Below are 15,903 nucleotides of genomic sequence, written 5' to 3'. Positions count from 1 at the left end.
GATGACCTTTAAAGAACAAATTTTACAAGGTTTACCAGCTACGTTGCCAAAACAAAAGCCATATCCAAAGGATACCAACAGAGCACCAAAACGAAAGAATGTATTGACCAAAGCCGAAAAGCAATTGGCAATTAAAAATGCATTGCGCTATTTTCCTAAGGATTGGCACGCGGAATTAGCTATAGAATTTGCTGAGGAACTTAAAGAATTCGGTCGTATTTATATGTATCGCTTCAAGCCGGATTATAAAATATATGCAAGGTCAATAGATGCCTATCCAGCCAAATCAGAGCAAGCGGCGGCCATTATGCTGATGATTCAGAATAACCTTGATCCCAAAGTGGCGCAACATCCGGAGGAATTGATTATTTATGGTGGCAACGGTGCGGTATTTCAAAATTGGGCGCAATATGTGTTGACGATGCAATATTTAGCAACCATGACCGATGAGCAAACCCTGCACATGTATTCTGGTCATCCCATGGGTTTGTTTCCGTCCTCCAAAGAAGCGCCGAGGGTTGTGGTGACCAACGGTATGATGATTCCTAACTATTCAAAACCGGACGATTGGGAAAAATATAATGCTTTGGGCGTAACACAATACGGGCAAATGACGGCGGGGTCGTATATGTATATCGGCCCGCAGGGCATTGTGCACGGCACCACGATAACCGTCATGAATGCCTTTCGAAAAATTCTTCCAAAAGGAGAAACACCTGAGGGAAAAATATTTTTAACTTCTGGCTTGGGAGGCATGAGCGGTGCACAACCCAAAGCGGGAAATATTGCAGGGTGTATCACGGTTTGTGCCGAGGTGAATGCCAAAGCGGCCAAAAAACGACATGAACAGGGCTGGGTGGATATTTTGATACAAGATATCAATGAATTAATAGATTTTGTAAAAACTGCCCAAGCAGAAAAAGAGGTAGTATCTATTGCCTATATCGGAAATGTAGTTGAGGTTTGGGAGGAATTTGATAAGGAAAATATTTTTGTGCATGTGGGTTCGGACCAAACCTCGTTGCATATTCCTTGGACGGGAGGGTATTATCCAGCGAATTGCACCTTTGGGGAGGCAAACATTATGATAAAGGATAATCCGGTTTTGTTCAAGGAAAAAGTACAGGCATCATTAAAACGACATGCTGAAGCCATAAACAAACACGCAAAAAAAGGCACTTATTTTTTTGATTATGGGAATGCATTTTTACTGGAAGCCTCAAGGGCTGGAGCAGATGTGATGGCTAAAAACGGCATTGACTTTAAATATCCATCCTACGTACAGGATATTTTAGGTCCCATGTGTTTTGATTATGGCTTTGGGCCATTTCGTTGGGTGTGTACTTCAGGAAACCCCAAAGATTTGGATAAAACGGACCAGATAGCCTTGGAAGTTTTGCAAAGCATTAAAGGTAATGCTCCAAAAGACATACAGTTGCAAATGCAGGACAATATCACATGGATAAAAAATGCGAAACAAAATAAATTGGTAGTTGGCTCGCAGGCACGTATCTTGTATGCTGATGCTGAGGGGCGTTCAAAAATTGCTTTGGCATTTAATAAAGCAATTGCTAACGGAGAAATTGGCCCAGTGGTTTTGGGTAGGGATCATCACGATGTGAGCGGAACAGATTCCCCTTATAGGGAAACCTCAAATATTTATGATGGTAGTAAGTTTACAGCAGATATGGCCATTCATAATGTGATTGGGGATAGTTTTAGAGGTGCTACTTGGGTGTCCATCCACAACGGTGGCGGAGTGGGTTGGGGCGAAGTCATTAATGGTGGGTTTGGCATGCTGTTGGACGGCACTAGAGAAGCAGAAGACCGACTTAAGAATATGTTATTTTACGATGTAAATAATGGAATTTCCAGACGAAGTTGGGCCAGAAATGAAGGCGCCCTTTTTGCCATAAAACGAGAAATGGAGCGCACCCCAAACCTGAAGGTAACCCTACCGAATAGGGTGGACAATTCTATTTTAAAATCTTTGTTTTAATGACTGTGTTATTCAAAAACATAAAAGAATTATTGCAGGTTAGGGAGGAACGAATTGATTTTGTTTCGGGTGTGGATATGGCCGTTTTGCCAACTATCAAGAACGCATATTTGCTGGTAAAAAATGGCAACATTGAAGATTTTGGTGCAATGGAAAATTGCCCTAAAATTGAAGCCGATAAAACCATAGATGCTACTGGAAAAATGGTATTGCCAAGCTGGTGCGATTCACATACCCATCTAGTTTACGCTGGCCATCGAGAAGCTGAATTTGTAGATAGGATAAAAGGGTTGTCGTATCAAGAAATCGCCAAACGCGGTGGCGGTATCCTAAATTCAGCAACACAACTCCAAAAAACCTCAGCAGAAGATTTGTACCAACAAAGCAAAGTTCGATTGGAAGAAGTGGTCAAATTAGGTACGGGTGCTATTGAAATCAAATCGGGATACGGGTTAACCTTGGATGCAGAATTGAAAATGTTGCGGGTCATTAAACGTCTAAAAGAGGATTATTCCATTCCAATTAAAGCAACATTTTTAGGGGCACATGCTTTTCCAAAGGCATTTAAAGTTAATAAGAAAGGCTATCTGAAATTGTTAATTGAAGATATGATTCCAAGGGTTGCCAAGGAGGGGTTGGCCGAGTTTATAGATGTGTTTTGCGAAACAGGTTATTTTTCGGTAGAAGATACCGATACAATTTTAAAAGCTGGAAGACAGTTTGGATTGATACCTAAAATCCATGTGAATCAATTTACCGCAATTGGGGGGGTGCAGGTTGGCGTAAAATATGATGCCCTTTCGGTTGACCATCTTGAGGAAATGCGGGATGCGGATATTCAATCATTAAAAAATACACGTACCATGCCCGTCGCGCTTCCAGGGTGTTCCTATTTTTTGGGGATCCCATATACCCCCGCTCGAAAAATGATGGATGCCGGATTGCCCTTGGCCTTGGCCACAGATTATAATCCAGGTTCTGCGCCGTCTGGCAATATGAATTTTGCAGTGTCTTCGGCTTGTGTCAAAATGAAAATGACACCAGAAGAAGCCGTTAATGCCAGTACCATAAATGGGGCTTATGCCATGGGGCTTCAAAATGAAGTAGGATCTATTACCAAAGGAAAATTGGCTAATCTAATTTTAACAAGGCCAATACCGTCTTATAGTTACATACCTTATGCCTTCGGCTCAAATCATATTGAAAAGGTGTATTTGAAAGGAAAAGAAATAGTGTGACCATGTTTGCTGATCTCAATATTACATATCGACCCGGAGATAAATCAGATTGGAAAGGAAGACCGACCAACCCGGATTTAGGGGCACAATATTGGTGTCAAGCAATTCAATGTGAAGATATAAGAGGAATTGGCAAGGATGCCTTTGGTTTCGGAATTATTGGCTATGCCTGTGATGAAGGTGTGAAGCGAAATTTGGGGAGGCCGGGAGCTAAAGACGGTTCAAGGTGCTTAAGGGCGAAATTAGGAGGTGTGCCTATTCACTTTGAAAATAAAAAAGTCGTTGACTTTGGGGATGTTATCTGTAATGGCGACGATTTGGAATCCTGTCAGGTAGCATTTTCAAAAAGTATTGCGACACTTATTTCAAATAATGTATTTCCCATCGGAATTGGAGGAGGGCACGATATGGCCTTTGCGCATTATAGAGGATTGAAAAATACCTTCCCAGATAAGCGCATCGGTATCATCAATTTTGATGCGCATTTTGATTTGCGTCCCGTGGAACATCAGCCGAATTCTGGAACGCCTTTCTATCAAATTCTTCAGCAATATGATAATGTGGATTATTTCCCTATTGGTATTCAAAAGCAATCCAATACAAAAGAATTATTTGAAATAGCGAAAAAGTTTAATATTGACTTCATGTTGCATGATGAACTCCATTCAAAAACGGGTATCAAACAACTTCATAAAAAATTACGCTCGATCTCGGACAATAATGATTATTTGTATGTCACCATTGATATGGATGGTTTTGCTTCGGCTTATGCACCAGGAGTTAGCGCACCTTCGCCATTAGGTTTTACGCCACAATTCGTTTTCGAAACATTAAAGGTTCTTCTAAAAAGTAAAAAGGTGATGTCCTTTGATATTGCAGAGCTTAATCCGCAATTTGATAGGGATACACAAACGGCGTTATTGGCTTCAAGATTGGTGGATTTTATGGTTGTAAATCATTTTTCTTAAGATTCCATGACCAATTGTCTAATTTCTTTATGTAATTCTTGTCGATTTTGTCAAAAAGCTAATACGGTCATCGCTTTTTTTCGATTTAGATAAAAGCACTCTGAAAAAGCTTGAAAGGTATCACATTTATTGTTAAATGGGCTGTCAATCCATACCTTTGAGGCCTAAATCTATGACTATGGCTAAAAATAAAAATGAATTGACCTTTGACGTATTGATCGAAATACCGAAAGGCAGCAGAAATAAATACGAATACGATTTTACATTAAATAAAATTAGGTTTGACCGTACATTGTTTTCATCGATGATGTATCCAGGAGATTATGGATTCATTCCGGAGACTTTAGCTTTAGATCAAGATCCGTTGGACGTTTTGGTGCTTTCAACTGAACCGTCCTATCCAATGGTGGTTATGGAAGTGAGGCCAATAGGCGTGTTCCACATGACCGATGAGAAAGGGCCGGATGAAAAAATCATCTGTGTTCCGGTGACCGATCCTGTGTGGAGCCACCGCAGTGATATCCTCGATTTGAACCCCCATAGGCTAAAGGAAATAGAGCATTTTTTCCAAGTATATAAGGACCTTGAGAAGAAAAAGGTAGATACAGGTGGATGGAGCAATGCTGAGGAAGCTCGTAAAATTTATCATGAGTGCGTTAAGCGTTATGAAGAAAGTGAGCATAAGAAAAAGCGTACCTTCGTAATCTAATTATCAAATTGATAATTTATCGCAAAAAAAATTGAGCCATCTTTAATCAAAGGTGGTTTTTTTTATCACATAGATTTTCCTATTTTTGGCGACATTGAAAAAAATCTATTAACCAAAAACTAAGTAATAATCAGATGGAATTATTAATAAAAGGATTGCCCGCGTTTGGAGTGTTGGCCTTGCTATTCGTTTTTATAAAGAGTGCATGGGTAAGCAAACAGGATCAAGGTACGGATAAGATGAAAAGGATAGCGAAGAACATCGCTGATGGTGCCATGTCCTTCTTAAAGGCGGAGTACAAAATCTTAGCCATTTTTGTGGTTGCCGTTGCTGTGCTGTTATTCTTTAAGGGAAGCAATGAAGTAGGCTCAAACGGTATGGTGGCAGTGTCATTTATTATCGGAGCGATATGTTCGGCATTGGCTGGTTTTATCGGTATGAAAGTAGCGACCAAAGCTAACGTGAGAACTACAAGTGCTGCAAGAACATCACTCGGAAAAGCATTGGAAGTTGCATTTGCCGGAGGTGCCGTAATGGGGCTTGGCGTTGTTGGATTGGGGGTACTTGGACTTAGCGGTTTATTTATGATTTATAGTGAAATGGGCTGGGGCTTAAATGAAGTTTTGAATGTGCTTTCAGGCTTTTCATTAGGAGCATCCTCTATTGCCCTATTTGCTCGTGTGGGTGGTGGTATTTATACCAAAGCTGCCGATGTTGGTGCGGATTTAGTGGGTAAGGTTGAAGCTGGTATCCCGGAGGATCATCCATTGAACCCTGCAACTATTGCCGATAATGTTGGAGATAACGTGGGAGATGTTGCCGGAATGGGTGCCGATTTATTTGAATCTTATGTAGGTTCTATTATTGGTACCATGGTTTTGGGGGCATTAATCTCCACAGGTTCAGATTTTGATGGCATCGGGGCTGTTTACTTACCATTGGTTTTAGCTGCTGTTGGAATTATAATGTCTATCATCGGAACTTTATTTGTTAAAGTAAAGGATGGTGGTTCGCCTCATAAGGCATTAAACCTTGGAGAATTTGGTTCTGCTGGATTAATGGTTGTGGCATCCTATTTTATTATTAACGCATTAATTCCCGAAACGTATATTTTTAAAGATGTTGAGTATAGTTCGATGGGTGTGTTTTGGGCAACTATAGCTGGTTTAGTCGCTGGTTTAGCCGTTGGAAAAGTGACCGAATATTACACAGGTACGGGTACAAAACCAGTCACGTCTATTGTAAGACAATCTGAAACAGGCGCCGCAACTAATATAATTTCAGGGTTAGGCGTAGGTATGATGTCTACAATGATTCCAATTCTTTTAATTGCTGCGGCGATTTTGGTATCTCATCACTTTGCTGGTTTATACGGAATTGCAATTGCGGCAGTTGGTATGCTTGCCAACACAGGGATCCAATTGGCAGTTGATGCATATGGGCCAATTTCTGATAATGCGGGCGGTATTGCTGAAATGGCCGAATTGCCAAGTGAAGTTAGAGAGCGCACCGATAAATTGGATGCTGTTGGAAATACAACTGCTGCTATCGGCAAAGGATTTGCTATTGCCTCTGCGGCTTTAACGGCTTTAGCTCTATTTGCTGCTTTTATGGAGACAGCTGGTGTTGAGGCTATTGACGTGTCACAACCGAAAATCATGGCAGGATTATTAGTAGGTGGTATGTTGCCATTTGTATTCTCTGCTTTATCTATGAACGCTGTAGGTCGTGCGGCCATGGCCATGATTGAAGAGGTGCGCCGTCAGTTTAGGGACATCCCAAAATTGAAAGCAGCTTTGGAGGTGATGCGTGCGGTAGATTCAGACATGTCTAAGGCGACTGATGCACAAAGAAAGGTTTTTGATGAAGCCGATGGTGTTGCGGAATACGATAAATGTGTTGCTATTTCAACAAAAGCTTCCATCAAGGAAATGGTACTGCCAGGTTTATTGGCCATTGCAGTGCCTGTTGCAGTTGGATTTATAGGTGGCGCTGAAATGCTAGGAGGTTTATTAGCAGGTGTAACCACATGTGGTGTGCTAATGGCAATATTCCAATCTAATGCTGGTGGTGCCTGGGACAACGCTAAAAAAATGATTGAGGAGCAAGGCAGAAAAGGGACTGACGCACACAAAGCAGCCGTTGTTGGCGATACCGTTGGCGATCCATTCAAAGATACTTCAGGGCCTTCATTAAATATTCTTTTGAAATTGATGTCCGTTGTGGCATTGGTGATTGCGCCAAGTATTGCCTTATCTGCTGATGCAGTGACTGCCTATGTTTCTGAGGACAATCAAATTGAGCAAGTTGAAATCCAAAAGGAAATGAAAGTAGAATTGACCGAAACTAATGAAGAAGGTATAGTAAAAGCTGTAGTGACTACCACAACTGTTGAAAATGGTGAAACGTCCACCACATATGAAACGATTACCGGAAAGAAAGCTGAGGTTGAGGCTAAAATTCAAGCACTAAAAATCAAAGATGCTTCCTAAATAGGAAACTAACTAAACTAAACAACTATTTTTTGATTTTTGAAGCCACGTTTTGCGTGGCTTTTTTTATTCCCGGTAAGTAGTAAGTGTAAGGCAAGTGTTGCGATCAACATTTAGCGATTAAGCTTAGTTCGATGTAAAGAATTGGGGAGTTGTCTCACTCAATTTAAGATATACTTCTAATCCACATTCCAAAAATGAGGCGTATTCCTGTTCATTAGGCGTATAGGCCACTGGAACATTCAAAATGGTCTTAGCGTCCGGGCTTAACAATACATAGTATGGCTGGGAGTTCTTTTGAAAGAACTGGGTTTGATAATGTGCCCATTTATGCCCGTAGTTTTTGAGTTTTCTTGTGCCGCCATCCAAACGTTCCACAAAAATTTGCTCGCTTTCCGGAAGTTCTTTTTTGTCATCTACATATAGGGAAATCAATACAAAGTCATTTCGTAAATAGTTGTCAATAGTTTTGTCGGGCCAAACGTGCTCTTCCATTTTTCTGCAATTCACGCAGGCCAAACCTGTAAAGTCAATCATCACAGGTTTGTTCTCCTTTTTGGCGTAGGCCAGCCCTTCTTTTAGATCCTTAAAGCAATCCAGATTATTGGGGCAGTCGTTAGGATATAAAAAGCTATAACCTACAGGAGGTGCGAGGCCACTTAATAAAGTCAACGGCGTAAACGTATTGGTGTCTTTGTTTACCCTAAAACCAGAAGCCAGATAAATGACAAAAGAAGCCACCATAATGCCTGTAGCTATTCGGAAAAAGGATAGTTTTTTAATCGGTGAATCGTGTGGGAATTTAATTTTTCCGAAGATATACAAGGCCAATCCAGCAAAAATGAGAATCCAAATAATGAGGAATGGTTCAATTTTAAGAAGATTCCAATGGGCTACCAAATCGGCATTGGAAAGGAATTTGAAGGCCAAAGCCAGTTCTAAAAAACCCAAAACAACTTTTGTTGAATTTAACCACCCTCCGGATTTTGGCAAGGCATTAAGCATGTTAGGAAACATCGCGAAAAGTGCAAAAGGCAAACCTAGGGATACCCCAAAACCGGCCATTCCAGAGGTCAATTGCCATGCCCCTCCATCAGAGGTCAACGAGCCTGCCAATAACGAACCTAAAATGGGACCCGTACACGAAAAGGACACAATGGCCAAAGTCAACGCCATAAAAAATACACCTACCAAACCGCCTGTGCTTTCACCTTGGGTGGTTCTCGTAGTCCAACTTGATGGCAGTGTCAATTCGTAATAACCGAAGAACGAAAAGGCAAAGAACATAAAAATCAAAAAGAAAATGATATTAAGCCAAACGTTGGTGGACACCTCATTTAAAATGTCGGGATTGACGGAATCCAGTAAATGAAACGGTATGCTTAAAAGCACGTACACCAAAAAAATAAAAAACCCATAAAGCAAAGCTTTTGAAATACCAGCACCCTGATTAGAAGTACCTTTTTTTGTGAAAAAACTAACGGTCAAAGGAATCATAGGGAATACACAAGGAGTCAGTAATGCTAGGAGCCCTCCCAAAAACCCTAATCCAAAAATCCGCCATAATGAATTGGAACTGGAATCTACTTCCAAGGCTGTTGCGCTAGTCTCATTTTCACATTTGAAATCCGCTTTTTGAACATCAGTAGGGGACATCCCGTACAGTAGTTCATTGGCTTCGTCATTATCTATTTTGGGGACAATGCCGGAGGTATTATTTGTTTGTGTGTTGCCACTTAAATTGAAAATTAGTTCAACATCTGTAGGGGGCGTGCACTTTTCATCATCACAGGCCATAAACAAAACGGAACCTTTAATGATTTCAACTTCTTTTAGGAGTTTAACCTTTTGCTTAAAAATGGCCGTTTTTTCGAAGTATTTGATGGTCATTTCAAACACCGAGTCAAAGACGGTAACGCCTTCCTCCTCTATTGTCTTTCCAATTAAATCGAAATCTTCACCAGATTTTATATAGGTGAACTCCGTTGGAACAGGGCCAAATTCTGGAATGTCCTGAGCGTACAAATGCGACTTTGCCTCAATCGTTGCAATCGAAATTAAGTTGTATTCCGAATCCGAAATTTTCTCTAACTCAGTGCTCCATTTTACCGGGTTGTACAACTGGGAAAACCCCAAACTGGAACATAAAAGTAAAAATACAAATAGGAATTGTTTCATCTTGAGCTTAAATCTGTATGTGTAGATTAGGCGATTTATTGGTTGCATCATTACAAAATAACAGTAATAAATCTACTTTGACGAAAGATGGCGGAATATTTAATAGATTTTTAACTGCAAAATCGAGAAGGTCGCCTTAAAACAACCCGTTAATCTCAGCATCAATGGTATTGATAACGTGCCCTAAATCTTCTGGATTGTCCACAAAATTGAGTTTGTCCACATCCATAATTAGTAATTTTCCTTTGTCATAACCATGAATCCACGCCTCGTAGCGTTCGTTCAGTCTGCTGAGGTAGTCTATGCTGATAGAATTTTCATAATCGCGCCCACGGTTATGGATTTGGGCTACCAGATTTGGTATGGAACTTCTCAAATAAATCAATACATCAGGCCCTTGCACCAAGGATTCCATCAAATCAAATAGCGTCCTGTAGTTTTCATAATCCCTGTTGGTCATCAAGCCCATGGCATGCAGGTTGGGCGCAAAAATATGGGCGTCTTCGTATATGGTCCTATCTTGGATAATATTCTTCCCGCTTTCACGAATTTGCAGTACCTGACGGAATCGGCTGTTCAAAAAGTAAACCTGCAAATTAAAACTCCAACGTTCCATTTGGTTATAAAAATCATCCAGATACGGATTGTCCACGACGTCTTCCAATTGGGCTTCCCATCTGTAATGTTTTGCTAGGAGTTTTGTCAGGGTAGTTTTTCCAGCGCCAATGTTTCCGGCAACAGCAATATGCATAGTTTATTTCATTTTTATTTGGAATTCTTGGAGAGATTCAAAGTTGTAAATATACAAGGTTTCATTGGTTACAAAAAACTGAGGTATCAAAATATTATCAGTTTCTATGGGAATCGATTCCTTGGCATCTTTGGCCAAATAGGAAAGTGTATTTTCCTTTTTTAGATAGATGGCTTCATTATTCTCAGCAATCTCGGTGAAACCATCATTTTTGATTTTTTTCACCAAACTCCCAAAATAGTTATAAACCCAAAGCGCATCTTCAGTCAATAAATAGGCATAATTATAATTGCTCTTCAAATCTAAAATCGGGCTGTCAATAGGTTTCAAAGTTTGGGCTTTGGTGATGCCTGTTTTGTAATCGAAAACTTCTAATAATTGAGTATCTTGATTGAAAATCCAGATCGTATTGTCGTAACCTGTAGAAACGTGGGAAATATTTCTATAGTTCCTTAGTGTATTGAAATCTACCTTGAAAATTTCGGCTAAACGATTGTCTAAAATAATTACGGTATTAAAGTCGTGATAAAATAAATTGATTTTCAAAGGGTTGAAGCTGTTCGCTGTGGTCAACTTCCCCAATTGTAAATTATTGTAACTAATCGTAGTGTCCCTATTTTTTTTGTAGATGGTATTAATTTTGGTGTAAAAAATGGTGCCAAAATTATCAATACCGACGATACGGTCTGCTTTCAGCGTTAATGTTTTCGTCTGCAACAGTTCAACAGGGTTTTGAGAAAAAACACTGCAATAAACGCATATAAAAACAAGAAAAAGGGTCTGCTTCATTTCAGATTGAAAAGTACAAAAATTGAACCATTATTGGACGTATCTTGTTTTGATAAACGTTTCATAATGCTTTCAATTGTTACGAATTTAGATTTCACCAAAATTAATGTTCAACAATTTTGTATATTTGTTAAACAAAATTTTAAAACATGAAAACCACCGTCATAAAAATCACTATCCTTACCCTCCTGTTTTGTTTACCTTCCTTAAATTTTGCGCAAGAATTTCAAGGGAGGGCGGAATACGTTTACAAGGCACAAATGAATTTGGGCCGATGGGGGGCGAAAATGAGCGAGGCTCAAAAAAAACAAGTGGCCGCTCGGTTGAAAAACAGGCTGGAGAAGACTTATATATTAGATTTTAATAAAGAAGCTTCTGTGTACAACGAATATGAAAAGTTGGATGCCCTCTCTGGGGCGACAGACTCATGGGGCAAAAATTTTATGCCAGGGGAACAGTATAAAAATTTAAAGACTAACACCTTTGTGCAAGATCAGGAGTTTTATGGAAAACGTTTTTTGATTAAGGATAAGCTACTCGAAATCAACTGGAAAATGGATGCTGAAACCAAACAAATTGGTAACTACAATTGCTTTAAGGCAATGGCATTGATACCTTCTTCGGAATTGGCTTTTTGGGAATTTTCATGGGGCAGGTTGCGCCAGGAAACGCAAGAGGATTCAGTGGAAACTGCTGAGGCAAGTTCGGACGAAAAGGAAGAACCGGAAGAAATTCCCATGACCGAGGTGGAGGCGTGGTACACTCCGCAAATCCCAATTAGCCAAGGGCCGTCTGAGTTTTGGGGGCTTCCTGGATTAATTTTGGAACTCAATATCGGCACCACCACCATTCTGTGCTCTAAAATCGTAATTAATCCCCAAGAGAAAATAAAAATTGAGGCACCAAAAAAGGGACAGGAAGCTACCAAAAAGGAATATAAAGACATCATTTTCCAAAAGATGAAGGAATTCAGGGATAACAGAGGGGGAAGACGATACAACAGGTCTTAGTCAATTTTTTAACATATATTTAATAGTTTTGGTTTAAACCAAGGGCTTTAATTGATGTCAAATGAATGTTCAAAACGTTTTTTGGGCAATTTGTTAACCCTATCCAATTGAAATTTCATTATGACATTTATTTCCCTTAAACACATCCCTATACTCCTTTTCTTATTTGTTTCAGTATTTATAAATGCCCAAGACTTTCAAGGTAAAGCCATTTATATGTCCAAAACTTCGGTGGACATGAGCACTTTTGGACGACCCGAGATGAGCGAGGAACAGCGCAAACGTATGGAAGAACGTTTAAAAACTATGTTTGAGAAAACATTTGTACTCACTTTTAACCGAACAGAATCTATTTATAAAGAAGAAGAAAAGTTGGAAGCTCCTAACCAAGGTGGATTTAGATTTGGGGCTATGATGTCTGGTGCTTTGGAAGGTATTCAGTACAAAAACATACAAAAGAAAGCGTCGCTTACAGAAATGGAACTCTTCGGCAAACTCTTTTTGGTGAAAGAAGAACTGCCCCAATTGAATTGGAAAATTACAGGCGAAACCAAAAAAATAGGCAATTATATGTGCTTTAAGGCGACAGCTATAAAAACATGGGAAGATTTTGATTTTAGTTCAATTAGAAGGCCTCCAAGAAACGAAGATGAAGCTGAAAGTGAAGAACCTGAAACGGAGGAAGCCCCAAAGGAAACTGAAATTACCGCTTGGTACACGATGCAAATCCCTGTGAACCAAGGTCCCGGAAATTATTGGGGATTGCCTGGGCTTATCCTCGAAGTAAGTTCGGATAAAACGACGATTTTATGTTCGAAAATAGTGCTGAACCCCGAGGATAAGGCCAACATAAAAGAGCCAACAAAAGGTAAGGAGGTCACCAAGGAAGAATATATTGAACTCGCTACCCAAAAGTTTCAGGAAATGCGGGAAAACTTCAGACGGGGCGGTGGCCGAAGAGGAGGACAACGGGGCTAATCCAATAACACAAATCAAAAGCAAATGCAAAAACAACTGACCATAATTTTGGCCTTTGTAGTGTCACTAGGATATTCTCAAATTAAACTACAGGGTGTTGTAAAAGACAGTATTGGTAACCCTTTGGAGCTTGCTAATGTAGTAGCCATTAATCAAGAAACCAGTGCTTTGGAATCTTATGGCATCACTAACGATAAGGGCAAGTTCATCCTCAACCTAAGTAAAAATTCCACCTATAAATTACAGGTGAGCTATATCGGGATGAAAACATATGAGGAGATTTTAAAGACCACTACCGAAGATATTGATAAGGACATAAGTATGGTTTCGGATAACCAATTGGATGTCGTGGAACTCACCTATGAAATGCCCGTAACCATTAGTGGGGATACCCTAATTTATAATGCCGATTCCTTTAAAAATGGCACCGAGCGTAAGCTGGAGGATATCCTAGAAAAACTCCCCGGGGTGGAGGTGAATGATGAAGGCCAAATTGAAGTGGAAGGACAACGCGTTTCTAAGGTGATGGTAGAAGGGAAGGATTTTTTTGATGGCGATTCAAAGCTGGCCACTAAAAATATACCTTCCAATGCGGTGGACAAAGTACAAGTGCTAAAGAATTATGCCGAAGTGGGACAGTTAAGTAGCGTAACCAACAATCAGGATAACTACGCCATTAACATTAAACTAAAAGAAGGCAAAAAGAGTTTTTGGTTTGGGAATGTGACGGCCGGAGGCGGGGCTTCAACGGACAATGAACTGTATTTATTTCAACCAAAACTGTTTTACTACAGCCCAAAATACAGCATCAACCTAATTGGCGATTTGAACAATACCGGAGAACCCGCACTTACGCGAAGTGATTTACGGGGATTTGGAGGGGGCTTTCGTCCGCCAAGTAGAGATAGCGGTACCAATTTAAGTTTAGGTAATAATAGTTTAGGATTTTTGGCAACACAAAATAATCGTGCCCAGGATATTGAAAACAAATTGGCCTCGGGTAATTTCAGTTATTCGCCCACTAAAGCTTTGGATATTAGCGGGTTTGGTATTTTTAATAGCAGTCGTGTGGATATTCGCCAAAAACGGTCTATCCAATATTCCAATCCTAATTCAGGGATACCGGATGATGAAACCGACCAAATGACCACCCAACGATCGGATATTGGCCTGTTGAAATTAAGCACTGTCTATAAGCCAAATATTAATAATCAATTGGATTATGATGTGTTAGGGCGGTTGACCAAAGAATCTCAAGAACAGAATTTAGAGTCCTTTGTATTAGGGAATACAAATGAGATTGAAGATAATACGCCATACAGCATCAGTCAGAATTTGAACTATTATTACACTTTGAATGACGATAATATTTTCGCTTTAGAGGTACAACATTTATTGCAGGATGAAGATCCGTTTTACAACGCCATTTTAGAGGATAAGGATAATTATGGAAGCATTGCAGATAATTTAGGGCTCGACCCCGATCAAATAGGTTATAATGTGAATCAAAACAGACGCGTAAAGTCCAATCAAATGGACGCCAAATTGGATTATTGGAACATTTTGAACGATCGCAGTAATATCAATTTCACCCTTGGCGCCATGGTGAGCCGACAGGATTTCAATTCCAACTTGTTTCAGCTATTGGATGATGGTAGCAGTTTTGACCCCGTTCCAACGGATAATGACGGACTGGATACCAACGATACTCAATACAATTTTAGCGATTATTATTTGGGAGTGAAATACACTTTGAAGGCGGGTATCTTTACTTTTACCCCGGGTGTTTCGGCGCATGCCTACCGTTACGGCAACGAACAGTTTGGAGTAGAAACCCAGGATAATTTTGGATTGGTATTGCCAAGTTTTGAAACCCGAATCCAGTTTAAAAAGAGCGAAAGTCTGACTTTGCGCTATAATATGCGCAACCAGTTTACTGATGTGACCCGTTTGGCCAGTGGTATAGTATTGAATAGTTTTAACAGTATTAACATTGGGAATCCGGAATTGCAAAATGCGGTAACCAATAATGTCAGCTTGTTTTATCGCAGTTTTAACCTGTTTAATTACACCAATGTGTTTGCCTCGGTGACCTATAGCAATGCGGTAGACCAAATTCGGTCTATTGCGGACTTTGAAAGTGTAGTTCGGACCAACAACTTTTTTAATTCAGGTTTTGCGGACGAAAGTGTATCTTCTTTTGGAAGAATACAGCGCACATTTGGTAAGTTTCGATTGAGCTTAAACGCGAGGGTTAGTTATAGTAAGTTCAATCAGTTCGTGCAAGGAGAACGCTCCATAAACGAAAGTTTTTCCCAAAGCTACACGCCAGAGATTCGCAGTAATTTTAAGGAAGCCCCAAACTTTAGAATTCGATACCGATATGCTGTAAATAACAACGAACAAGGAGGCAGAAGCACCAAGTTTACCACGAATGCGCCTTCCATCGACTTTGATGCCTATATCTGGAAGAAATTTACGTTTTTAACCGACTATACCTATAACCGCCAAAGCAACCCCAACGGCTCCCCACAGGAATTTGAAATTTGGAACGCCTCGCTATCTTATAGAAAGAATAGGGATGCCAAATGGGAATATACCATTAAAGCTACCAACTTGCTAAACACCACACGGCAAGTGCAAAACGGTAATAACAATGTATCGGTTTTTGCTTCGGAGTATTTTATACAACCTCGGTTTGTGACGTTTCGATTGCGGTATGAGATTTAGGGGTCTCGCTTATCGTTTTTGTATATGTTTCAGATGCGATGTTTAGGCATTAAAAACAACA

The 15,903-nt window shown here is 40.0% G+C and carries 11 protein-coding genes; 8 read left to right on the top strand and 3 right to left on the bottom strand.

Annotated elements, in window-relative coordinates:
• Position 1: 1 nt before the first annotated feature.
• The 5 genes from H7U19_RS06600 to H7U19_RS06580 all read left to right on the top strand — a co-directional run bounded on the left by H7U19_RS06600 (position 2) and on the right by H7U19_RS06580 (position 7,406).
• Positions 2–1,999 (top strand): urocanate hydratase, encoded by a 1,998-nt coding sequence (locus H7U19_RS06600; RefSeq protein ID WP_186560468.1) that lies wholly within the window; start codon positions 2–4, stop codon positions 1,997–1,999.
• Positions 1,999–3,237, top strand: a complete 1,239-nt coding sequence (gene hutI, locus H7U19_RS06595) for an imidazolonepropionase (RefSeq protein ID WP_186560466.1) — start codon at positions 1,999–2,001, stop codon at positions 3,235–3,237. The genes H7U19_RS06600 and hutI overlap by 1 nt, the downstream gene beginning before the upstream one ends.
• Before the next feature lie 2 nt (positions 3,238–3,239).
• Complete coding sequence (gene hutG, locus H7U19_RS06590) at positions 3,240–4,205, top strand: formimidoylglutamase (protein WP_186560464.1); 966 nt, start codon at positions 3,240–3,242, stop codon at positions 4,203–4,205.
• 178 nt (positions 4,206–4,383) lie between these two features.
• Positions 4,384–4,914 carry an inorganic diphosphatase gene (locus H7U19_RS06585; RefSeq protein ID WP_186560462.1) on the top strand — a complete coding sequence of 177 codons (531 nt, stop codon included), beginning with the start codon at positions 4,384–4,386 and terminating at the stop codon, positions 4,912–4,914.
• 134 nt (positions 4,915–5,048) lie between these two features.
• Positions 5,049–7,406 carry a sodium-translocating pyrophosphatase gene (locus H7U19_RS06580; RefSeq protein ID WP_186560460.1) on the top strand — a complete coding sequence of 786 codons (2,358 nt, stop codon included), beginning with the start codon at positions 5,049–5,051 and terminating at the stop codon, positions 7,404–7,406.
• 126 nt (positions 7,407–7,532) lie between these two features.
• Here H7U19_RS06580 and H7U19_RS06575 read toward each other — a convergent pair whose 3' ends face one another.
• The 3 genes from H7U19_RS06575 to H7U19_RS06565 all read right to left on the bottom strand — a co-directional run bounded on the left by H7U19_RS06575 (position 7,533) and on the right by H7U19_RS06565 (position 11,124).
• Positions 7,533–9,584 carry a protein-disulfide reductase DsbD family protein gene (locus tag H7U19_RS06575; protein ID WP_186560458.1) on the bottom strand — a complete coding sequence of 684 codons (2,052 nt, stop codon included), beginning with the start codon at positions 9,582–9,584 and terminating at the stop codon, positions 7,533–7,535.
• Between the two features lie 136 nt (positions 9,585–9,720).
• The gene (locus H7U19_RS06570) at positions 9,721–10,335 is read right to left on the bottom strand and encodes a deoxynucleoside kinase (RefSeq protein ID WP_186560456.1); all 615 of its coding nucleotides are present in this window, start codon (positions 10,333–10,335) and stop codon (positions 9,721–9,723) included.
• A gap of 3 nt (positions 10,336–10,338) precedes the next feature.
• On the bottom strand, positions 10,339–11,124 hold the full coding sequence (locus H7U19_RS06565) for a hypothetical protein (RefSeq protein ID WP_186560446.1): 786 nt from the start codon (positions 11,122–11,124) through the stop codon (positions 10,339–10,341).
• A gap of 149 nt (positions 11,125–11,273) precedes the next feature.
• On the opposite strand from H7U19_RS06565, the gene H7U19_RS06560 reads away from it, so the two are divergent.
• The 3 genes from H7U19_RS06560 to H7U19_RS06550 all read left to right on the top strand — a co-directional run bounded on the left by H7U19_RS06560 (position 11,274) and on the right by H7U19_RS06550 (position 15,842).
• Entirely contained in the window at positions 11,274–12,134 is an 861-nt protein-coding gene (locus H7U19_RS06560) for a GLPGLI family protein (RefSeq protein WP_186560444.1), read from the top strand.
• Positions 12,135–12,254: 120 nt separating this feature from the next.
• The gene (locus tag H7U19_RS06555; RefSeq protein ID WP_186560442.1) at positions 12,255–13,112 is read left to right on the top strand and encodes a GLPGLI family protein; all 858 of its coding nucleotides are present in this window, start codon (positions 12,255–12,257) and stop codon (positions 13,110–13,112) included.
• 24 nt (positions 13,113–13,136) lie between these two features.
• Positions 13,137–15,842 carry a carboxypeptidase regulatory-like domain-containing protein gene (locus tag H7U19_RS06550; RefSeq protein ID WP_186560440.1) on the top strand — a complete coding sequence of 902 codons (2,706 nt, stop codon included), beginning with the start codon at positions 13,137–13,139 and terminating at the stop codon, positions 15,840–15,842.
• Positions 15,843–15,903 lie beyond the last annotated feature (61 nt).

It is taken from the genome of Hyunsoonleella aquatilis, assembly GCF_014270105.1.
Classification (GTDB): domain Bacteria; phylum Bacteroidota; class Bacteroidia; order Flavobacteriales; family Flavobacteriaceae; genus Jejuia; species Jejuia aquatilis.
Note: the sequence above shows the minus strand (reverse complement) of the source record. Positions and strands in the feature narration are given on the sequence as shown.